16 protein-coding genes and 5 pseudogenes are annotated in these 21,378 nt (G+C 41.9%); 9 read left to right on the top strand and 12 right to left on the bottom strand.

Going from position 1 to position 21,378, the window contains the following annotated elements:
* Window positions 1-7 precede the first annotated feature (7 nt).
* Window positions 8-94 (top strand): annotated as a pseudogene (locus FTU03_RS16325) (HNH endonuclease); the annotation flags it as partial.
* 268 nt (window positions 95-362) lie between these two features.
* Here the strand turns inward: FTU03_RS16325 and FTU03_RS10940 are convergent.
* Window positions 363-1,190 (bottom strand): annotated as a pseudogene (locus FTU03_RS10940) (TonB-dependent receptor domain-containing protein); the annotation flags it as partial.
* A gap of 474 nt (window positions 1,191-1,664) precedes the next feature.
* On the opposite strand from FTU03_RS10940, the gene FTU03_RS10935 reads away from it, so the two are divergent.
* Both FTU03_RS10935 and FTU03_RS10930 read left to right on the top strand, forming a co-directional pair.
* Complete coding sequence (locus FTU03_RS10935; RefSeq protein WP_167846514.1) at window positions 1,665-3,218, top strand: esterase-like activity of phytase family protein; 1,554 nt, start codon at window positions 1,665-1,667, stop codon at window positions 3,216-3,218.
* Window positions 3,219-3,285: 67 nt separating this feature from the next.
* Window positions 3,286-4,167 carry a hypothetical protein gene (locus FTU03_RS10930; RefSeq protein ID WP_179989051.1) on the top strand — a complete coding sequence of 294 codons (882 nt, stop codon included), beginning with the start codon at window positions 3,286-3,288 and terminating at the stop codon, window positions 4,165-4,167.
* Window positions 4,168-4,189: 22 nt separating this feature from the next.
* On the opposite strand, the gene FTU03_RS10925 is transcribed toward FTU03_RS10930, so the two are convergent.
* Window positions 4,190-4,393: a hypothetical protein gene (locus FTU03_RS10925; RefSeq protein WP_094069354.1), complete on the bottom strand. Its 204-nt coding sequence runs from the start codon at window positions 4,391-4,393 to the stop codon at window positions 4,190-4,192.
* Between the two features lie 390 nt (window positions 4,394-4,783).
* On the opposite strand from FTU03_RS10925, the gene FTU03_RS10920 reads away from it, so the two are divergent.
* The 4 genes and pseudogenes from FTU03_RS10920 to FTU03_RS16225 all read left to right on the top strand — a co-directional run bounded on the left by FTU03_RS10920 (window position 4,784) and on the right by FTU03_RS16225 (window position 7,922).
* A complete protein-coding gene (locus FTU03_RS10920; RefSeq protein WP_154320130.1) occupies window positions 4,784-5,086 on the top strand; it encodes a type II toxin-antitoxin system HigB family toxin in 303 nt (100 codons plus the stop codon).
* 31 nt (window positions 5,087-5,117) lie between these two features.
* On the top strand, window positions 5,118-5,489 hold the full coding sequence (locus FTU03_RS10915; protein ID WP_000354814.1) for a type II toxin-antitoxin system HigA family antitoxin: 372 nt from the start codon (window positions 5,118-5,120) through the stop codon (window positions 5,487-5,489).
* Between the two features lie 25 nt (window positions 5,490-5,514).
* Window positions 5,515-7,145 (top strand): annotated as a pseudogene (locus FTU03_RS16235) (DEAD/DEAH box helicase family protein); the annotation flags it as partial.
* On the top strand, window positions 7,146-7,922 hold the full coding sequence (locus FTU03_RS16225; protein WP_257219781.1) for a DEAD/DEAH box helicase: 777 nt from the start codon (window positions 7,146-7,148) through the stop codon (window positions 7,920-7,922).
* A 44-nt stretch (window positions 7,923-7,966) separates the two neighbouring features.
* Here the strand turns inward: FTU03_RS16225 and FTU03_RS10905 are convergent.
* Together FTU03_RS10905 and FTU03_RS16320 are read right to left on the bottom strand one after the other, a co-directional pair.
* A pseudogene (locus FTU03_RS10905) lies at window positions 7,967-8,881 on the bottom strand (type II toxin-antitoxin system HipA family toxin); the annotation flags it as partial.
* Window positions 8,878-9,183: pseudogene (locus FTU03_RS16320) on the bottom strand (transcriptional regulator). The pseudogenes FTU03_RS10905 and FTU03_RS16320, both read right to left, overlap by 4 nt.
* A gap of 237 nt (window positions 9,184-9,420) precedes the next feature.
* Here FTU03_RS16320 and FTU03_RS10895 point away from each other — a divergent pair.
* Window positions 9,421-10,734: an ATP-binding protein gene (locus tag FTU03_RS10895; protein ID WP_070153175.1), complete on the top strand. Its 1,314-nt coding sequence runs from the start codon at window positions 9,421-9,423 to the stop codon at window positions 10,732-10,734.
* A 143-nt stretch (window positions 10,735-10,877) separates the two neighbouring features.
* On the opposite strand, the gene FTU03_RS10890 is transcribed toward FTU03_RS10895, so the two are convergent.
* The 8 genes from FTU03_RS10890 to FTU03_RS10855 form a co-directional block, all read right to left on the bottom strand.
* On the bottom strand, window positions 10,878-11,996 hold the full coding sequence (locus tag FTU03_RS10890) for a hypothetical protein (RefSeq protein ID WP_179989052.1): 1,119 nt from the start codon (window positions 11,994-11,996) through the stop codon (window positions 10,878-10,880).
* A gap of 10 nt (window positions 11,997-12,006) precedes the next feature.
* Window positions 12,007-13,011 (bottom strand): YecA family protein, encoded by a 1,005-nt coding sequence (locus FTU03_RS10885; protein WP_070153169.1) that lies wholly within the window; start codon window positions 13,009-13,011, stop codon window positions 12,007-12,009.
* Between the two features lie 18 nt (window positions 13,012-13,029).
* The gene (locus tag FTU03_RS10880; protein WP_154320132.1) at window positions 13,030-14,379 is read right to left on the bottom strand and encodes a type II toxin-antitoxin system HipA family toxin; all 1,350 of its coding nucleotides are present in this window, start codon (window positions 14,377-14,379) and stop codon (window positions 13,030-13,032) included.
* Window positions 14,369-14,659 carry a helix-turn-helix transcriptional regulator gene (locus tag FTU03_RS10875; protein ID WP_070153163.1) on the bottom strand — a complete coding sequence of 97 codons (291 nt, stop codon included), beginning with the start codon at window positions 14,657-14,659 and terminating at the stop codon, window positions 14,369-14,371. Before FTU03_RS10875 ends, FTU03_RS10880 begins: the two co-directional genes overlap by 11 nt.
* Window positions 14,660-15,060: 401 nt before the next feature.
* Complete coding sequence (locus FTU03_RS10870) at window positions 15,061-15,531, bottom strand: hypothetical protein (protein ID WP_228291711.1); 471 nt, start codon at window positions 15,529-15,531, stop codon at window positions 15,061-15,063.
* Window positions 15,531-15,854 carry a DUF3240 family protein gene (locus FTU03_RS10865; protein ID WP_004974301.1) on the bottom strand — a complete coding sequence of 108 codons (324 nt, stop codon included), beginning with the start codon at window positions 15,852-15,854 and terminating at the stop codon, window positions 15,531-15,533. The genes FTU03_RS10870 and FTU03_RS10865 overlap by 1 nt, the downstream gene beginning before the upstream one ends.
* Entirely contained in the window at window positions 15,847-18,930 is a 3,084-nt protein-coding gene (locus FTU03_RS10860) for an efflux RND transporter permease subunit (RefSeq protein WP_004974298.1), read from the bottom strand. The genes FTU03_RS10865 and FTU03_RS10860 overlap by 8 nt, the downstream gene beginning before the upstream one ends.
* Window positions 18,931-18,940: 10 nt before the next feature.
* Window positions 18,941-19,981, bottom strand: coding sequence for an efflux RND transporter periplasmic adaptor subunit (locus FTU03_RS10855; protein ID WP_373684502.1), 1,041 nt, complete (start codon window positions 19,979-19,981; stop codon window positions 18,941-18,943).
* 45 nt (window positions 19,982-20,026) lie between these two features.
* On the opposite strand from FTU03_RS10855, the gene FTU03_RS10850 reads away from it, so the two are divergent.
* Window positions 20,027-21,186 (top strand): IS3 family transposase gene (locus FTU03_RS10850; RefSeq protein ID WP_087554624.1). Its coding sequence is split into 2 segments (ribosomal slippage): window positions 20,027-20,261 and window positions 20,261-21,186, totalling 1,161 coding nucleotides; the frame shifts between segments, so codons are not numbered across the junction.
* Window positions 21,187-21,378 lie beyond the last annotated feature (192 nt).

Below are 21,378 nucleotides of genomic sequence, written 5' to 3'. Positions count from 1 at the left end.
TTAATTAAAACTCAAAGACTTTTCAGCATTAACCAAGAGTGTGATCAAGCATAATTTCTGCTCCATTTGTGATGGATTGATTTACCTCGACTCGATTTCTATCTGATTAAGATGTATGGTCCGCTTGCATCATGTGAGGACAGGAAAAGGCGAAACGGCTACTTTTTGCATGTGATTAGATAGTTACGGCTGTTATAATCCGTTACTTAACGGGGGATTAATATGTTTAAAAATTTATTACTGAGTTTATTTGTGGCTGTTCCACGGCTTTGTTGCATAAAGATTTTGTAAGCTTCTGATTTAAATAGGTTTGTATGAATTTCAACCTAAAAATTAATGAACAAAATCAGTTGGTTATGTATTTATGCAACAAAGCCTATGTTAGAATATTTTTTTATCGATAGTCCAACATTAAAATTTCGTCTATCTGCGGGCTCAAAGAAACGATTATTACTATCATTGACAATCACGGAACCCACATAGTTTCGATCTAATAAATTATCTAGTCGTGCATAAGTATTTACTTTCCAGTCTTTATTGACCCACAAATAGCCAACATTTGCCGCAACGACCGTATAACTTGGTGCAGTATCAGAGTTGATATCATCGACATAAATCTTGTCCATATAACGTGCTTCTAAGCCTGCCTGAAATCCCTGCTCAGGTTGCCATGCCAAGCCTACAAAAGCTTGATTCTTGGCAATACCTGGAATATATGTTCCTTTTTGTATCAGCGGTTTGGTTGTGGTCGCTGGAATATCAGCATCAAAAGTCGCATCTAAATAACTATAACTGGTTCGAATATTGAGTGCTTGCCAGAGCTGTTTTTGCCACGATAACTCTAAGCCTTCACGTAAGGTTTTTTCTGCATTACGAAATGTGCTTCGCCCGCCATTGGCATCGTCAGGCACAATGTCATTTTTAGTTTCAGTATGAAATACAGCAAAAGTAAATAACCCTAAGGTATTCTGCGATTTTAAGCCAAGTTCTACGGTATCACTGGTCGCAGGTTTTAAATTAAAGTTAATGCCTGAAGTCCCTACTGTAAGATAGGCCATCTCGGTAAAGGTTGGTGTTTCGAAGCCTTTGCCATAGCTAGCATAAGTATAAAGCTCAGGTAATATATCCCAGCCTAAAGCGACAGTTGGAAGTAACTTTTGATAATCTGTTGAACCACTGTCATCACCATTGCCTGTGGTTTAGTCATGGTGCTGAAGCTATTTCTGATGTCTTAATTCTATTACCTGCAACACAGTACATTTAAGTTGATGATGCTACTAGCAATGTTTTAACTATTGGAAAATATTACAGTAATTTAAATTATTTGGGGGAATTTTCAATAAACATAAATTTCGACACGTCACATTGTGTCGTTAGTAAGTAGGATGATTCAATCACTTCAAACTTAGCATTGGTATAACCCTGCCCTATGAGACAGCTTCATAATAAGGCTGCTTATATCTAGAATACTGTGGCAGTTTAAAGTTTTATTTTAATTTTACCTCAAACCACATTTGATAAATAATGAAGAAAACCTAGATATAACCCCCACAAACTACTGATATTTTTAATTTGCTAAAATTTTACATTGATCATATTTCATTCATGTAATTGTCATTTTTGCTTCTTATGATGAAGCTTTTTAAACATGATGCTTCAAAAAAATGAAAAAAAAACCACTAACCTTAGCTTTATTAGCTTCGACAATTTTATTAACCGCATGTACTGATGATGGGGACAATGGTCAAAATGGATTGAATAGTTTGATTCAACAGACGCCTTTAGTACTTGGAAATGATGATTGCTGGAGTGCTGGAACACGTATTGAAAGTGGTTTGGATAAAAATCAAAATGGTGAGTTGGATGCGAATGAAATCCAGCAAAGCTCCATCCAGTGTGGTCCAAACTTATTTGCCCAAGGGGTTGCATTGCCTTACCAAAACTTAACAAGCTTTAAGGCGAATGGAACAACTATTGCGAGTGCATTTACACTTCGACAGGGTGGCTTTGGCTCTGATGTTGCTGCCCATCCTACGAACAATAAACAATTTTACGCAATCACAGATCGTGGCCCAAATGCTGACTATAATGATGGCGTGAATGGTGCTGGTAAGATTTTTCCAATGCCAGACTATATACCTAAAATTGGGTTGTTTGAGGTACAAGATGATGGCTCAATCAAACTCATCAAAACGATTTTATTAAAAGATCGTGATGGAAATAATATTAGTGGATTACCGAATACTGCTGCACTAGGTGGTACAGGCGAAACACCTTACGATATTCATGGCAAGGTCATCGCTAAAGATCCATCAAAGCCTTATGACCCAATAACGAACCCTATCAAACTTGATGATTACGGTCTCGATTCTGAAGGTTTGGCAGCATTGAATGATGGTACATTCTGGGTGAGTGATGAATATGGTCCTCACATTGTGCACTATGATGCCAATGGAAAAGAAATTGGTCGTATTAATCCTTTTGTAAATGATGTGCGCAATACCTTCACTTTACCGCAAGAATTTAGTTATCGTCGTGCCAACCGTGGTATGGAAGGTTTAACTATTACACCTGACCAAAAAACATTGGTTGGGATTATGCAATCGACAATGGACTTACCGACTAAAGCTGTTAATAAATCAACCTTAACACGTATTGTGACGATCAATCTTGAAACAGGAAAAGTTGCTCAGTATCTCTATCGTCAAGAAATTGATGCTAACTCAAACTCAGCTATTATTGCGATTAATGATCATGAGTTTTTAGTACTGGAACGTGATGGCAAATTCCTTAAAGACGATCCGAATATCATGAAACATGTTTATCGTATTGATCTGAAGGATGCTACCAATTTGGAGGATATCGCAACTCAGGGCGATCTAGTGCAAGATCCTAAACTTGGTTTAACGATTGCAGGTAAAACCCTCGAGCAATATTTCATCAATAACGATAAAAAATGGGAAGCATTACAAGCACTAAATATTCAGCCAGTAAGTAAAACATTGGTATTGGATATGGGTAAACGTGTAAGTTATGCGCATGACAAAATGGAAGGTCTATGGTTGATTAACCGACAAACTCTTGGCATTGTGAATGATGATGACATGGGTCTTTGGACAACCAATGGTTTAGAGCAAAAGTATTTGGATAATGTGGGCATGCGTGTCGATACACCTACCTTATATATTGCCGATAAGTTAAATCTTTTCAACCCATAACAATGAATGAAGCCCAAAAGCTAAAACTTTTGGGCTTTTTAAATTCAACTTTTGTCTAGAGAGAAAAATGAGAATAACTCAATCGGCTTTGATAACTTTCTTGGCAATTACAGTGCTACCATCGCTGAGCTATGCATCTCCCAAAGCCACATCTCGCGAATACAAAGTACTATTAGATCCCATAAATTTTAATTATGGAAATGAAGCAAGCAGCATAAATAGCTATTTTTCAGCGGTGAAAAATGCGATTGAAAATAAAATCAGTCGTGACGTAACTGGTGCTATGATCTTTGATACACAAAGAGAAATCCGCTTTTACGATACTCAAGGAAGCTGTACTTTAAAAAATATGGGATACAGCTTCAGAGAGCGTAATGAAAATGGTACAAAAGAAGTAACTTTAAAGTATCGTGGATATGACCATTATATTGCTGACTTCAAAGATTTGACTAGCAATGTATCAGGCGCAAAAACTAAGCTAGAAGATGACATTACTCGTAAAGATAACTTGAGTTTCCTTGTAGTTGCAAGCAAGTCAACAACCGTACCAACCTCGCGAACCATTAACGATTTTGAGGATATCAATATTCTATTTACTGGCTTCAAAAATGACTATAATTTTAATAATAGTCTAGCCCTGAATCAAGTTGGTGGTCTAACTATCTATGAACGAAAATATAGTGGTGCAACGATTGATTTAGGTGAATTCGATGCAGATTTAGAGTTAAGTTTATGGTATACCCTATTGCCTTACGGTAGTCTAAAACCTGTTTTAGCAGAAATTTCGTTTAAATATTCAGATCCCAATGCGAATTTCACAAGAAAAGTAGTTGATCGTGCTGCTTTAAGCTTCAGTGCTTTAAAAGGTTTAACCCAATATAATGCACCAACTTCGACAGCAACAAAGACTCAGTTTGTGTACCAATATCAATCAAATTTCTGCAATTAGCCTTCATACACATCTAGAAAATTTAACCTGATAGAAACAATAAAAAATGGGTAACTGTCAGATCAGGTTTGAGATACAAGTTATCCTTCTCTGCCCCAATTTCAAGCCCAATATTTAAAGCTTGGGCTGTTCTAAACACATTAATCACACAGCCTAAACCGAGTGAATAAATCGGCTGTCTTAATAGAACAACAACAGCACCTAGAATATGCTCAACTTCAGCCACAGTTTCAGGCTCGTATAGGTATTTTCCGTTCGCTTCTACGTGATTGTCAGTTTAGGACGCAAACTGGGGCTCATCCCGCCTGCACGTCCAACGCACAGCTTGGGGTATGAAGAATCACTCTATTGGTTCAGAGTATTGGCCTTCTTCGATGGCAAACGCAGCCGCATGTCGAAAAGGCCCATCAGGCGAAAATAGCAAGCCCCCCATTTGATCACTTACCGTGGCAGTTGGGACAATGGGGCAACACTTGATATGCCGAGCTTAAGAGGGTGAATAAGAGGGATGTGAACCGCCCCAAGGAATGGGGCAATTGGGGATGCGGTAACAACTCCTAACCGCATCAAGAATACCAAACTTGCAAAAGTCCCAAATTGGGACTAATATCTATTTATGAGAATTATCGCACTATCAACCTTAAAAACATTTTGGGAAGACAGCTCAGAATACATTGACGCTAAAGAGCCAACGTTAGCTTGGTATAGGCATGCATTAAACGCTGATTGGGGAGCACCGGCGGATGTGAAACAGGACTTTAGAAATGCCAGCATCCTCAAAGATGGGCGTGTCGTGTTTAACATTGCCGGTAATAAATACCGGTTAGTTGCTTGGATCAATTATGCGTACAAAGTGGTTTACATACGGTTTATCGGCAGCCATGCGCAATACGATAAAATTGATGTACAAACGATTTGAAGCCAAAAGGTAGTAACAAGAGGTAAATATAATGGACATCAGACCTATTAAAACAGATGCCGACTACCGCGCGGCATTAAACGACATCGAAAACCTAATGATGGCGGAGCCTGATACCGTCGAAGGCGAAAAGCTGGACATTTTGGTTACGTTAGTCGAGGCCTACGAAGCAAAGCATTTTCCAATGGATTTGCCAGACCCTGTTGAGGCAATAAAGTTTGAGATGGAGCGCAAAGGCTTAACCGTTAAAGATCTTGAACCCATGATAGGTAAAAGCAATCGTGTTTATGAAATCCTAAACCATAAGCGATCACTCACGCTAAAAATGATTTGGAAACTTCATGAAGGGTTAGGTATTCCAGCAGAGTCGCTGATCAAGCCACCGCAAGTTCGCGCTTTATAGTGCTGCGAATCAAAATTAGTTTGTTATGAATGACGCTCGCTACCCAAACATTTCTGCTATTGATAACAGGCTAGCTGAGCTTGAAAATGAAAAGCAGCAGCTTCTCGCATTAAGAGAGGCTTTGCGTAGCGCTCAAATCGAGCGTTCAGTACAGACATTCACGCCAGAACAAAAGGTCGCCTTATTCAGACAACGATTTCGTGGAAGAGAGGATATCTTTGCCAATCGTTGGCAAAATCAACAGGGGCGCAGTGGCTATTCCGTAGCCTGTGATAATGAGTGGGTAAGCGGGCTATGCAACAAACCCCGCATTAAATGCCAAGACTGTTCACACCGAAAGTTTAGCGAATTAAACGAGCACATTATTTACAGGCACCTTGCCGGTCATCAAGTGGTAGGTCTGTATCCACTACTTAAAGATAATTCGTGCTATTTGTTGGCAGCCGATTTTGACAAAGGCTGTTGGCAAGAAGAAGTCAAAGCAATGTCTAAAGTGTGCCAAGCGTTTGATATTCCGCACGCGATAGAAATCTCGCGTTCTGGCAACGGGGCTCACTTATGGATATTTTTTGAAACCAATATCCCAGCGAACCATGCTCGGGCACTGGGTTTCGCTTTGCTTGATAAAGCCATGGAAATATTTCCAAATCTATCGTTTGACTCCTATGACAGGCTCTTTCCTAACCAAGATGTACTTCCTGAAGGCGGGTTTGGCAATCTCATTGCGTTACCACTTCAAAAGGAGGCTCGCCTTTCAGGTCGTAGTTGCTTTGTTGACAGTGACCTGAATGCCATCGATGATCAATGGCGGTACCTTGCTGAGCTTAAAACGCTCACTCAGTCGAGTATTGACCAACTCATAACAACTATTTCACCCAACACCCTATTACTGTCCGAGCAAGGGCTAACAGACAACCGCCCTCCTTGGGAAATCACAGCCAAAGCCGCACCAATAAAATTAGAGTCTTTGCCGAAAAACGTGACCATTACCTTGGCCAACCATATCTACTTTTTGATGAGCGAGTTACCTGGGCCATTACTGGCCGGACTAAAGCGATTAGCTAGTTTTTCTAATCCTGTGTTTTTTAAAACACAAGCGTTGCGCTTTTCAACCCATGGCATTCCGAGGTTTATTTCCTGTGCTCGTATTGAAAACGGTTATCTAGCACTACCGCGAGGCTGCCTCGATGATGCGATTGCTTTGCTACAAGAGCAAAACATTTCGCCACTATTTGACGATAAGCGTGAAATTGGTAAACCATTATTAAAGCTTACCCCTGAGTTCACTTTGCGAAAGAACCAGCGTGACGCAGTGGCCGCAATATCTAAACATGACTTCGGTATTTTGCATGCGCCAACTGCATTTGGAAAAACGGTTACTGCCATTGCTATGATCGTAAAACGCAAAGTAAATACCCTCATACTGGTTCATAGCCGACAACTGCTCGACAATGGCAAGAGCGCTTACGCACGTTCCTACCCGAAGTAACCATTGGCAGTATAGGCGGAGGTAAAAGAAAGCCGAGTGGCATTATCGACATAGCCACCTACCAAAGTTTGGTTAATAAAAAAGACAATTCCATCACTCCTCTCATTCAAGACTACGGCCATATTATTGTTGACGAATGCCACCACCTATCTGCACCAAGGTTTGAAATGGTACTCAACGAGGTAAGAGCAAAATATGTATTGGGCCTTACAGCAACACCAGAGCGACAAGATGGTCATCAAAAGATCATTTTTATGGCGGCAGGGCCTATTCGCTACAAAGTGAAACAAAGCCCTGATGAGCAATTTACTCAAACCGTGATGATTCATCAGCTCTACGATGTACCAGCAGCAGAGCTTATAAAAACAGATGAGCGCCCCAAAATAAGCGATGCCTACCGCTGGCTCGTCAATAATGAGCAGCGCACTTCAAAAATCGTCTCAGACGCCTACGAGTGTGTTCAAAATGGCGGACACCCGTTAGTCCTTACAGAGCGTAGAGAGCACGCAGAATCCATACACTCACGACTTACCGAAATGGGTATAAGCACTGTCGTACTTAAAGGCGCCATGAAAGCTGCGGAACGCAAGAACGCTGACAATCATCTGCAATCGGCTCAAGTCGTCGTCGCAACAGGAAAATATGTAGGCGAAGGGTTTGACCTACCAAGACTGGATACGTTGTTTTTGGCCATGCCCATCTCATGGAAAGGAACATTGGCTCAATATGCCGGTCGTATTCATCGTGAATCGGAAGGCAAAACACAAGTCACTATTCACGACTATGTGGACTGCACTCTCCCTATGCTGCAACGCATGTTTAAAAAACGCGAGAAAAGCTACAAGGCTATGAGGTACGCCCTTGAGTACATTGATGACAACAGTAACAAGCAACCTTCATTGAAATTAGAAAACATCCCTTCACCAAATACCAAGCCAAAATAAACAGCAGCACTTCATTAAACACTTCCCCATGCCTTTACCCCCATACGCCAAAACTGAGCTAAATCAGCTGTGGTTTGTGCTCCACAATTGGAAATAAATTCAGCAATCTCTAAGTAGCTGGCACCTTGAGATTGTTCACCATCATAGTATTGAAGCTGTGTCATGGCCGACGAAAAATGCAGCCGCTTGTCACCGTCGCGGTCAAACCGTTTTGTTAAGAAGGTATGGTGCTGTGACGAAAATTGCCTCATCTCACTTGGAAACATGTCAACACCTGCCGCTAACGCCAATTCATAACAGACCATCTCCCACGCGCCCACATCATGGGTATCGTTTAAATTGGGAAACTTAGCAATCCACAAGTGGTCTTGTTCATCTGTGACACAAGCTTTGGGCCTTGCACCACCTAATGATGAGCCTGGAGAAATCAGCATTTTCAACCAGCGGTAATACTCGTCACTGTCGATGTTATCGTCTTTTTCAATCTGCATTGCTGCATGCTCTAGCTCTCGCAAAGAAGCCATTGGCGGCGCAGCAAATTCAGAATTGTCGTCCAAAAAAGCATTCGAGCCTGTTCGCTTAAATCGAATACCACCCATCCGGTAAGAGTCATTTACGCCCAGCAGGTAATCCAATTCGTTTAATCGACTTGTTGCTCGAATGCCTTTGCGCGCCTCAATCGCCGCACGCCGCTGCATTAAAATACGCCCCCATCTATCAGGCGATGAATCAAGAAATGCGCGGAAGCTTTTATCGACTTCATCGTTTTAGAGTACACCGGAGTGGAGGGTCAGGATGGGATCAATTTGCAAGCGATAGGCTGAGGTTAAAAATGCTTTATCGTAGGCAAAACTAAACACGCCACCTCGGCTTGAATCGCTGTAAGAAAGCAGCCCTATTAGCAAAGGTGCTTCAATTGGCTGCCAGTCGGCATAGACTTCAACGATTTCACGGCTCATCTTGAACCTTCCAGCAATTTTATGTTTTGCAGCTTGATACCCACTTCATCATGGGCGGCCATTTCTGCAAAGTTGCTTTCCATGCCAAGAACGGCCATCACCTTTAAGTAAGTGCCTATGGCAACGCCCGGATCACCGGCTAAGACTTAATTCACGGTTTTATGATCAAAACCAGTACGTTCACACAGTAGCTTTTTGGTAAAACCACGTCTTTTCATCGCCAACAGCAAGTCTTCACCAAACTGCGTCAGGATTTTACGCTGCTTTGGAAACAATATATTGTGTAAGTCACGCTTAGCCATATCACCAACCAAAGGGACTATATTCCCACTTTACTCAATATAATTGGATTTATATCCTACTTTTAGGTTTAGCTTGCGCGTTGGCCAAGGCGATGATGTGAATCCCTGAATGCCAAAGGTCATCAAATTACACTTTTATGCGCATAAAAATGTAAAATTCCGCACTTTTCTGCGCGTAAAAGTGTAGGCTGAGTTATACTACAGGCAGTTAACAGTCTTAATTGGCGGGAAATGACAATGCAGCGCAACTTACTAAACGCCCTAATAACATGGAAAAATCAACCGGTGCGCAAGCCATTATTGATCGATGGTGCAAGACAAACAGGTAAAACCTATCTGCTACAAGAGTTATTTGGGAATACCTTTGCCAACATCCTTCGTATCGACTTCCTTGAAAACCCTGCCTACAAAGAAGCGTTCGATGGCTCTCTGTCACCTGACGAGCTAGTAATGAATATTGAGTTGTTAACCAACCAAGCGTTCAACCCAGAAACCGATCTGCTGATATTAGATGAAATTGGCGAATGTGAACGTGCCGTTACCTCACTAAAGTACTTTGCTGAAAAAGCACCGTCCTATTTTGTCGCTGCCAGCGGCTCGAATATTGGTTTGCTCAACACCTTCCCTGTGGGCAAGGTAGAACAATACAATTTACGACCACTGACCTTCCAAGAATTTATTTACGCATCCAACGAGCAAGCGCTGATCAAAGCGTTTGATAGTCAAGCAAGCACACCGGCAGTACACACCAAATTGATGGACAAACTCACTGACTACTTTTTTACTGGTGGTATGCCGGAAGCCGTTTCTGCTTGGTATCAGTATAAGGATTCAAGCATTCTAGAGCGTGTTGAAAAAGTCACAAAAATTCATGCCGATTTAGTGGAAGGTTATCGCCGCGATTTTGGTAAGTACGCGGGCAAGGTCGACACCACACTGATTGAATCGGTATTTAATAGCATTCCAGCCCAGCTATCACTTGTCAGCGATGAGTCGGTTAAACGCTTTAAATTTAAGCATGTGCATGAGCGTAAATCTCGTTATAGCGATTTTGAAACCGCGATCCATTGGCTTAACTGCTGCCGCCTAGCTTTGCCAAACTACCCTATTGAAGGATTGCCGAAATCTCCGTTAGCGGCCTATAAAAAAGAAAATATGGTGAAACTGTTTTTGTTTGATGTGGGTCTGCTTAATCATATGCTCGGCAGCAGTTATAAAGAAATTAAGCAACAAAACTATGAATACAAAGGTTATGTGGCTGAAAACTTTGTGCAACAAGAGCTCACTGCCATTGGCGTTGACCCAAGCTATTCATGGAATGACGCCCGTGCCGAAATCGAATTTATTTTGGCGACCGATGAAGGCGATATCGTCCCTGTGGAGGTCAAAAGTGGTAAACGTACAAGAGCAAAATCGTTGGCATCCTACGTTGAAAAATGTACTCCAAGTAAAACCTTTAAGTTAACGGGTACACAAGGCTCATCCGCATTAGAGCAAACCAATATCGTGATGCCTTTGTATTTCACGCAGTATTTACCACAGAGATGGTAAAAGCGCGTTACTTAGACCCCGAGGTCTACACAAAGTGACTTCATAGGTAACAATTTGTAGACCTTTGGTGGGCTTACAACCTTTCAACCAACCCTCAATCGGTTTTTTGCTAACGTCATTTGGCCAGCCTATCGCCTCATCGTTTAAAGCAAATCACTCAAGCGATTTAACAGTGCTTTACGGCTATTATTCGCCACAACAAAGCGCTTAAAACGTTGTTCAAACGCCGCTTCATCAGCTTTGAACTGATAGGCCTCAAACAGCTGATGCAGATAGCGTGATGCCGCATCGTAACCACTGGCGCAAGTTCGATCCGCTTGCTCTTGTGATTGCTGCCAGTAGTGCTCACGTTGATTGTAGATATACGTCAACGCTTTTTCTTTTTCCGCTTTTTCGATAGCTAATTTTTTTGCGAGTGCTGCGGCTTGCTCTTGCTGTAATTGACTTTGCGCTTGCTCAATGAAAGGAGAAATGACGGCGGAAGTTAACCAGTATTGATAGATCTCGTCTGTGTTGACAGGTTCTTTTCGCGTCAGCGCTAAGGCTTGGTGACGGGTTAGCTGGCCTTGCTCAAACAACGTGCGTAATAGCGTGTCTTTCTCTGCTTGCGAGAGATTATGGATCCACGCATCAAGCGTAAGCTGAGTTTGTTTGGCTTGGTGACTGGGTTGTTCGCTCAGCACCATGGCGAGCGCCTTAACCAATGCTAAGGGAATATCATACAGCGCAGCAAACGACTGCTCCTCTTCCCTGAGGTGCTCAAAATCGAATTGAATTAACGGCACTCGCTCAACGCCATCATTAAAATCAAACGCTTTGAGCCACATTAAGTACACAAGGCGCCAATCCCCTTGCATTAACCCGCCGCGTAAAGCGGCTAAATGCTGGAAAAAGTCGTCAGCATGCTCATCGTCAAAATACTCATCACACTCCTCAAGGGAAAAAATCAGCAACTGCCACTCATCGTTTTCGTGAACATGAAGTCCATCACTTGAAAAGCCAAGTAACGCATCTGGAAGCGTTCCTGCTGGTAGCTTGATGTATACATCGATTGAGCCCCAATCGGCATAGTAAAAACCGATATCAAAGTATTTTAACATCAGCTCAAAAGGCTCGGCCTTTAGATCACTGTAGGTGTAATACACCTGAAAGGCCGTAGCGCTGATCTCGGCACGGCTTGAAATGGCTCTGAGTGCTTGACGTGCTTTAGCATCTAAATACCCATCCAGACGCTCAAATTTATAGTATTGAAATTCGCTCACGGTGACCTTGCTATTTATTTATTGTGAATTGAAAAGTTTGTTTTAACAAAGGCTGTACCTGAATCACTCTGGCGACTTGTTCAGCGTTTATATAACGTCTTGGGTCAATCGTTACAAATCCCCAAAACTGCAAAAATCGCTCAATAAATCGTGATTCGATGAGCATACTTAAGTTTCTTTCTGGCGAGAAGTAATCATCCGTAGGGAATACCAGCAATAGATTAGGGAAAGCTGTCATCACCTCTTTCACAAGCTGCTCCACACTGTTGTGGCTTTGAATACGCCACAGCATAAACAACCAAAAAGTGCGCAAGTCGACATCGTATTCGAAACTGTCCAAATAACCCCAGTTATATTTGCTGATAGCGGCCTCTAACATAGGTTTGAAAAAGGCCTGTATGCCTAGCGCTTGATACTGCTTTTGCGCTGATTTTTTTACATGGTAGCGGCCACTGCGCCGATAAATAATACCGCTAATTTCGGCAAGCACTCGGGTGTAGTGCAAGGCATTAAATTTGTCTTCATTGCTGCCCGAAAACTCGCTGATGCTTATACTACGTTCTAATTGAGCAACGGCAAACTCAGGCAATAACTCACTGGCCTGTTTAACCAACTTAGCCGGTAAGTTGCCTTTACTCGTGGCTTTGAAGGAGCCTTCTTGCGCCATGGCCTCATCAAGAATGAGGGCTAGATAACGCATTATTGGGCTGGCAGAAAGAGAGTCGGGAGTGCAAATTGTCACCCACTTTAATTCATCAAAAGGCGCATAAAGCCAATTGGCCATTTGCGTTGGCGTTACGCCACAAAAATCGGGATGAGGTTGATGATTGCGTTCTTGCACTTTGTGCTGCAAAGCGGCATTGAGTTCATCAAGACTCAAATTTGGGTTCATTGCCAGCATGGTTTCAACATCATCGAAGACTTGGGCATGTTGCTTGGAAACGCTGCTCATACAACAACGTTTAAATTTTTTACCACTGCCACAATGGCAAGGATCGTTTCGGCCGAGCTTCATTACTGTCCCTTCTTATTGTTATAGAAAAAGCGCTGCATTTTCTTGTTTACGCTGCTCCAATGTCTTAGCAATCACGGACATTGTTGTTTTACTGATCCCTTGTTGCTTGGCAAGATACGTAAATTGGCTGATGGCTTCTGCGACTTCTTCAATAACTTGCTTTGCATCATTCCAATTCGCAAAGCCAGCACTAGTAGCAAGTTTTTGCATCACCTTAAGCGATGGCGCTTTGCCATAACCGCCGAAAGCAGTGGCGTGTTCGTTGAATGGATGTGGGCTGTAGGTAACATCGTAAAAAGGTGCAGGGTTCCATTGACCGTCATCCGCTTGCAAAAACGCCCAGTTTTTACTGTGGTCGTCTTGGTTAGACGACAGCAGGTTAAAAACGGCACGGCGAAATTGCAGCTGCCCAGCAGCAGGAGATTTACACAACTGACGGCTGGCTTTGATCAAGTCAATATAATCTAAACTTGGCGTTCGAAAGTCTGCATCCAGCAGCCCGCAAGCGCTGTGCATATGCAAGCGACCTGAACTGCGATTACCGCTTAAACGGGCCTGCTCCGTGACATAATCAAAACGCTTAAGCGCCAACCAGGCAGACGCACCGCTTGTAGTTGGTGCTTCAATGAGTTGCCAGACTGGTGGTTGGCACTTGGCAAGCTCGGCCATTTGCAAATAAACCGCTTCACACAACCCTTCTTCATGCCCGAGCGCGAGATTTTTCGAGGTAAACTTAATCAGCCAAGCCTCATCTCCAGGCTGAGCAAAGGTTCGACAATGCTGAGTTTCCCCTGCAGGCATATAAATCTGCGCCTTAGGCCTTGCTCCACCCGAACTACCACCGGCGACTAATGCGGCCAACACCTGTTGCGTATGCCCATCTAACTCATCGTGATTATCATCCATATAATCTGACATTGAAGCATCGAACAGCGTTTGTGCTTCTAAGCCCAAGGTTGCTAAATCAATGTCCGCGTATGTCGTGGCTGAAAACTCAGACACCGGAGCAAAAGACAGCGCTCCCATGCCTTTATCACCGACAAAGGCCAGTCTATCCATCGCCGTTAATTGATTAGGTAGGATGCCCTTTTGCCGGAAAATACGATCTTGTAACAACATGCCCCAGCCATCGGGCAAACAATCCCCAAATACGCCATGTACACCTTGGTGCGGCGCTTTAGGTGCGGCTTGAACTAGCGTATTCGCTTGCAAGGTAAACGGTGATAAATTGCCAAACTGCTGCAAATAGTCGTCAGTATACTGAAAAAAAACGCCTTGCCGATTCTGCGCCAAGACTCCAACAGATATCTGCTCACCTGAGCTTAGCGTACGAGTAACATTAAGCTTCTGAATCGGTTTAAAACTCATCTTTTAGCACCTCATCAATACTCATGGGTATAGCAGCGCGTTCTTTGCTAAGTTGCGTGAGCTGATAAAGCCTATCTAGCGAATCAAGTGTCTGCCATAGCAACAGCAATTGACGAAATGAAATTTGCCCGGTCAGCTCAAATTTCTTAATGGTGGCCGCAGGTACGCAGCTTCGCTCAGCCAATGCAGCGCGCGACAGCTTTGCCTGCTTGCGTAACTCACGTAAATAAGCCGCATAAGCTTGGCTTACATCGGTATCATCAAGTAAGGTAAAATTCATCCGCAAAGACCAAATGGATACAGTTATATCCATTATAGCGAAATAAAACATAAAGTGGATACTATGATATCCATAATTGCGTAGAGTGTTGAAAAAATCACTCGATAAAGCCCTTCAAAACTGCTATTTTTAGACCCTAACAGCAGCATAAGATTAACCCGTTAGGTCAGGTGGCCTAACTTAAATAAAAAAGTCTCCGACAAACCCGGTACGGTTCAGCCATATATAACTCCATCAACCTGATTTTTTACCATTCGGTTTACCTAATTAATCATCACAAAATTATGTTGGTGATTATTTGGTAAATTTTTAAAAACTTATGTGACCAAAATTAAACGATCTTAATAAACATTAATTCCAATAAAAATATTTTAAAACGTAAGTTATTGATGTTATTGTACTTATATACACAGCAATTTATACAATTTAATGTAAATTATGTTGGTGACTATTGCCAAGGTTGGGGTTTCTGCAATACTTGAAATACGTTGTGCTAGATCTTGATCTAGCCGGTATTTATTAGGCAAACGTATTTGTTTTTCTATCCCCAAACTAGGTTCATAACTATTGGCTTGTTTTCGCTCTAGTTGTGTATCCGTCTTACGTACTTGCATACCGGCTGTAACAGTCCACGGATTTTGCCCTACTTTTAATCCTTGTCGGGCAAAGTCTGCATAATCTTGCTCTGATATTGCAGCACGCACATTCGGATGTTCTACTAGACTCTGTTGTACTGCTTCAAGTGGTGGCAAAGCAGCTTCAAGTTGAGGTTTTGCAATTGCTGTCGAAGCCACTGTAAAACAATAGCCCAACCCAAACAGATACCAAATTTGGCCTAGAAGTGTTGATTTAAATTTGATATTTAATGTCATTAGTCAAGTGCTCCTTGGCTCATATAACCAGAAATTAATGTAGGTATGACCCAATAAAAACAATCACTTGATTTAAATTTTTGCTGAATATGCGCCAAAACCAATGATACAGATTCGTGTTGTACAATCAGCAATATAAGATTCCGTTCAGTTGCTCCGCGAATTTTTTCCTGAACATTACGATAATGTTGGCGATTACCAAACCCTTGTGCGTTGACACAAGTACACCCTGAAATCAACTCAGGAATTAACCACAAATGCTCCATAAGTTCTTCAGCAATATCAGAGGACACGTTAATAGAGAGTTGGCATATTTCAGACATGATGATCTCGCGCTAAACCAAATTTTTTAAACAAGTTAGGAAGTAAAATCAGAGTCAGCAAAGTACAAGAAATAAGCCCTCCAATCACAACTATCGCCAATGGACGTTGAATCTCGGCACCAGGGCCAGTAGTAAATAACAATGGGATCAAACCTAAAGCTGCAATACTCGCGGTCATCATGACTGGACGTAAACGGCGCATAGCACCTTCACGAACAACTTCCTCAATTGCAACACCACGAGAAATCAGTTGATTAAAATAACTAATCATCACTAAACCATTCAGTACAGCAATCCCCATCAAGGCAATAAAACCAACTGATGCAGGAACAGATAAATACTCACCTGTTAATGCTAATGCAAATACTCCACCGACTAACGCAAAGGGAATATTGACGAAAACCAATACGGCTTGACGCACCGAACCCAAAGTCGTAAATAGTAAAAAGAAGATCATTGTTAATGCAGCAGGTACAACAAGCATTAAGCGAGCAGCCGCACGTTGTTGGTTTTCAAATTGCCCCCCCCATTTGAGTGAGTAGCCGGTTGGTAACTTGACTTTCTCTGCAACCAATTGTTTTGCTTCATCTACAAAACTAACTAAATCACGATCACGTACGTTGGCACGTACCACTGACATTCGTGATGCATTTTCACGATCAATTTTTACGACACCCTCAGTCTTAACCACTTCTGCTAAAGATAACAATGGCACTGCAGCTGCATTCTCAATTGGCAAGGCAATATTGGAAAATTCAAAACTCGACTCTCCCAAACGTGGATCCCCTTTCATCATTAATGGAACAGGGCGCCCCTGTTCAATAATGGAACCTATTTCTTTGCCTTCCACGAGCATCTTGAGTTGGGCTTGAACATTTTGACTGTCCAATTGATTTCGTATAGCCATATCACGATGGATTCGCAGCTCTTGATACTGTACTCCCGAATTTTCGAGTGTCATGACATCTTCATTGCCTTCAATGCCTTGTAGAACTATTGCAATTTGCTTTGATAAATCATTAAGCTGGTCTAAATCACTTCCAAAAATTTTGACAGCCAAATCTCCTCGTACTCCAGACAACATTTCTGAAGTGCGCATCTCTATGGGTTGACTAAATGTTAAGTTCACGCCAGGAACATCTTGAAGTACAAGACGAATTTTTTCTAAAATTTGCTCTTTATTTTTGACTTGCCATTGCGTTTGTGGTTTTAGCACAATGAAACTATCTGTTTCATTTAACCCCATAGGGTCTAATCCCAATTCATCAGAACCTGTACGTGCCACAATTCTTTCAACTTCAGGCACTTGTTCCAAAATACGTTTTTGAATATCCAGATCTAATGCAATTGAGTTTTGTAAGCTAATCGAAGGGATTTTTTCTAACTGTAAAATAGTATCTCCCTCATCCATGGTTGGCATAAATGACTTTCCAATGAATGGGAAAATCAATGCAGCCAGAAGTAAGGTACCACCTGCTAAGACATAAATCTGTTTAGGATGGGCTAAACTCAGATTCAAAAGTTTTCGGTAACCAGTTTCTAATTTAGCTACTAAAAAGGGTGTGTGATGTGCTTTCGGTTTTAGAAAGAATGAACACAGTACAGGAATCACTGTCAAAGAAAAAATTAGTGAACTTGATAAAGCAAATACAATTGTTAAAGCCACAGGTGAAAAGAGCTTCCCTTCCAATCCTTCAAGCGTGACCAATGGAATAAACACTAACATAATAATGATCATGCCTGCTGTGACTGGTACTGCAACCTCAGACACTGCGCGGTAAATCATATTTAATGGCGGTAAAAAAGAACGTTGCGGTGACTCTTTTGCTTCAGCAAGTTGCATTTCAATATTTTCAACCACTACAACTGCAGCATCCACTAATAAACCAATCGCAATCGTCAAACCACCTAAAGACATTAAATTGGCACTTAAACCAAAATGGTGCATCATCAAAAAAGTACTTAGTGCAGATAATGGTAAAACTGCCGCAACCACTAAAGCAGACCTTAGGTTTCCTAAGAACAATAAAAGTAAAATCAAGACTAAGACAATAGCTTCTAATAACGTTTTACTTACGGTATGAATGGCTCGGTTTACCAACTCACCACGATCATAAAATGGTTCAATCGTTGTACCCTGTGGCAGAGTTTTTTCAATGTCGGACAAATGCTCACGAACATGTTGAACGACTTGACGTGCATTCGCACCTTTTAAAGTTAATACAATACCTTGGACAGCCTCACCTTGGCCATTTTCAGTCACTGCACCATAGCGTGTGAGTGCTCCAGTATGTACCTGTGCAACATCTTTAACCCGCACCAATGTTCCTTGATGGCTAGAAACAATAATATCGCCTAACTCTTCAAGGTTTCTGACGCGGCTATCGCTTCGGATCAGTAATGACTCTCCATTTTCATTAAGCCGCCCAGCACCATCACTGGCATTATTTAGCTCGATTGCCTGTTGTAGCTGTGTTAAAGATAAGCCTCGTGCCGCCAGGGCCTCTAAATTAGGGGTCACTTCAAATGTACGAACAAGTCCCCCCAAAGCGTTAACATCGGCGACCCCTTCAATTTTACGAAGTTGTGGACGAACCACCCGATCAAGTAGAGTTCGTTTTTCCATATCACTGAGTGGCCCATGTAAGGTAAACATAAAAGATTCACCTAATGGGGTCGTCATGGGTGCAATTCCACCTGACGTACTACTTGGTAATGCAGACATCACATTACTTAAACGTTCATTCACCTGTTGTCTAGCCCAATAAGGGTCAGTGCCTTCAGCAAAGTCTAATGTGATAATCGCAATCGCGTATTTAGATTGCGAACGCATTACTGTCTGATGAGATATTCCCAACATTTCTTGTTCAATGGGTACAACAATACGGCTTTCCACCTCTTCGGGCGTCATGCCGGGCGATTTCATCACAATTTGTACTTGCGTACTTGACACATCAGGAAAAGCATCAATTGGTAGTTTCGTAAAAGCAATGTAGCCTGCCACACTGATCGCCAATGTGAGCAATAATATTAAAATGCGCTGACTAAGTGAAAAGGCGATAAGACGTTTTAACATATGTCTCACCTCAACGTTCTGTAGTGCTAATAGGTGCTTGCTCTGCACCAAAGCCAGACCACACCGCCTTGAGACGCTCTACACCACTGATAGCAAGTTGCATTTTGGGTTTTAATTTTTCAGCTGTAATATAACTTTGCTGCTGATCAGCTGATAGAACTTCAACCGTTACAGCTTCAAACCCCTTCTGATTTTTAACAAAAATAATGTGTTTACCATCTTGTGAGGTTATGGCAGTACTTGGTACTGGCCATGCTGCAATTACTGTTGGCTGCTTACTTTGAACATGAACTTTGACAAATTGTTGCACCCGCAAACAATTATGTTTGGTATCCATTTGTACGATGATATTTTGAGTTTGTGTATTCCCTACAAGTGCTGGAGCGATATTTTGTATATGCCCTGTAATATCACAACCTTCAACCTGAACAACATCCCCAATATGCACATATTTACTGTCAGCTAAATTAGCTTGTAATAACAATTGTAACGGTGAATCAGCGTTTACAAGTTGACCTAATACTGTACCAGCCTCAACATACTGACCTGTAGAAACCTGTAAGTTTTCTATATAACCACTTGTTGGGCTTTTAACATAGACAATGGAATTTAGACTATTTACCTGCCCTCCTCCCATAAATTGCAGCATTCGCTGTTTTGCACCTAAGTTAATATTAAGACGCTGTACTTGATTCTGTGCCTCTTGCACACGCTTCTCGGCAATAATGCCTTCAGCATATAAGCTACGTTCACGTGTTAAATTTTGCTGGGCTAATTGTTGTTGAGCACGAAGCTGCAATATTTCATTTTGAATCTGAATTAAATCTGGACTATGTACAGCAAGTACATGATGATTCCGGGTAACTTCTGCCAAGGGTTGTACCAAAACTTGCTGCACCATTCCTGAAACAGGACTAGTCAGTACAACTTTGCTTTCTGGTGACCACTGTACTTGCCCTTGTAAAATAATTTGTTTTTGTATGTTAGTAGAAGAAGCACCTAATGTGTGTAATTTGATCCCAATGATCCTAGCCAAAATAATGGACAGCACGTCCCTCTAAAGATAACGTAACTTTAATCTTTGGAGATTCAAGAAATGGCTAAACGTTTTAGTCCTGAATTTAAACAGCAAGCGATTGATTATGCACTTTCAAACTCCCACGAACCTATAGCTGCAATCGCCCAGAAATTAGGTGTGGGTTATTCAACTTTAGACAAATGGATTCGTGAAGCCAATCCAGTAGGTTCAAGCAAACGTCAACTTTCACCAGAACAACAGCGGATCTTAGAATTAGAGAAAGAAGTCAAACAGCTCAGGGAAGCCAATGACATCTTAAAAAAAGCGCATGTGTACTTTCTGACAGATCATGCCAAGAAAAGTACACGGTAATTCAAGATCTGGATGTGAATGAAGTCACTGTATCTTCTGCCTGTCAATGCCTGGGTGTCAGCACTTCAGGCTATTATGCCTGGCGAAAACGCCAGGCCAATCCAGCGCAGAAATATAATGATTTAAAAGCCGTATATTGGCAGCATCATGCACGATTGGGTGCACCTTCATTGGTACATGACATGCATGATTTAGGTTACAGCATGAGCGAACGAACCGTTGGAAGAATGCTTAAAAAGCTTGGTTTACGTAGCAGGATTGCACGTAAATACAAGTATACGACTGATTCAAACCATCGTTTGCCTACAGCGCCTAACTTGTTGGATCGTCAATTTACGGTCAATGAACCCAATAAGATCTGGACAACGGATATTACCTATATCCGTACTAAGCAAGGTTGGCTGTATTTGTGTGTGATGCTGGATCTATTCAGCCGTCGTATTGTCGGTTGGCAAACCAGCCATCGAATAGACCGTCAATTGGTGTGTGATGCGTTTCATTATGCAATGGCTCGTCAGGGGTATCCAATGGGTGTCATGGTGCATTCGGACCAAGGCTCACAGTACTGTAGTCGTGATTTTAGGGCGCTATTATTGACGAATAACTGCGTTCAAAGTATGTCACGCAGGGGAAACTGTTGGGATAATGCAGTGACCGAAAGCTTCTTTCATACATTGAAAGGTCATGTGGTCCATGGCAGTGTGTTTGCCACTCGAAAAGAAGCGAATACAGTCTTGTTTGACTATATTGAGATTTATTACAATCGGGTCAGAAGACATTCCGCAAACGGCTGGTTAAGCCCAGAAGCCTTTGAACAGAAATATTTTAAGAATTTAGAGGGATTTGTTGTCCACGATACTGTCTAGGATCACAACTTGCTCAATTTGTTTTGAAGAAATTAAGATTTGTTGCTCTGAGACTTCAGGACTCCTCTCAGCCTCTGAAACCTGTCTCTCTACTTTAGCCTCTATATTTTTATTCGAGAGCAGCTTACTTCCCCACCATAGCCCAAGGCTAATCAAGATCAAGACGCTCATTAGATATAATAGTTTTTTAAA

Source organism: Acinetobacter sp. YH12046 (assembly GCF_013419905.1).
In the GTDB taxonomy this organism is placed as follows: domain Bacteria; phylum Pseudomonadota; class Gammaproteobacteria; order Pseudomonadales; family Moraxellaceae; genus Acinetobacter.
The sequence above is the reverse complement of the archived record's forward strand: the minus strand, read 5'-3'. Positions and strand labels throughout refer to the sequence as shown.

Bases quoted from the DNA above. Each gene is read 5' to 3' on its own strand.
- FTU03_RS10935 (WP_167846514.1), top strand. From the start codon at position 1,665: ATGAAAAAAAAACCACTAACCTTAGCTTTATTAGCTTCGACAATTTTA.
- FTU03_RS10915 (WP_000354814.1), top strand. From the start codon at position 5,118: ATGGACATCAGACCTATTAAAACAGATGCCGACTACCGCGCGGCATTA.
- FTU03_RS10860 (WP_004974298.1), bottom strand. From the start codon at position 18,930: ATGTTAAAACGTCTTATCGCCTTTTCACTTAGTCAGCGCATTTTAATA.
- FTU03_RS10870 (WP_228291711.1), bottom strand. From the start codon at position 15,531: ATGACATTAAATATCAAATTTAAATCAACACTTCTAGGCCAAATTTGG.
- FTU03_RS10885 (WP_070153169.1), bottom strand. From the start codon at position 13,011: ATGAAGCTCGGCCGAAACGATCCTTGCCATTGTGGCAGTGGTAAAAAA.
- FTU03_RS10930 (WP_179989051.1), top strand. From the start codon at position 3,286: ATGAGAATAACTCAATCGGCTTTGATAACTTTCTTGGCAATTACAGTG.
- FTU03_RS10895 (WP_070153175.1), top strand. From the start codon at position 9,421: ATGCAGCGCAACTTACTAAACGCCCTAATAACATGGAAAAATCAACCG.
- FTU03_RS10880 (WP_154320132.1), bottom strand. From the start codon at position 14,379: ATGAGTTTTAAACCGATTCAGAAGCTTAATGTTACTCGTACGCTAAGC.
- FTU03_RS10875 (WP_070153163.1), bottom strand. From the start codon at position 14,659: ATGAATTTTACCTTACTTGATGATACCGATGTAAGCCAAGCTTATGCG.
- FTU03_RS10920 (WP_154320130.1), top strand. From the start codon at position 4,784: ATGAGAATTATCGCACTATCAACCTTAAAAACATTTTGGGAAGACAGC.
- FTU03_RS16225 (WP_257219781.1), top strand. From the start codon at position 7,146: ATGGTACTCAACGAGGTAAGAGCAAAATATGTATTGGGCCTTACAGCA.
- FTU03_RS10865 (WP_004974301.1), bottom strand. From the start codon at position 15,854: ATGTCTGAAATATGCCAACTCTCTATTAACGTGTCCTCTGATATTGCT.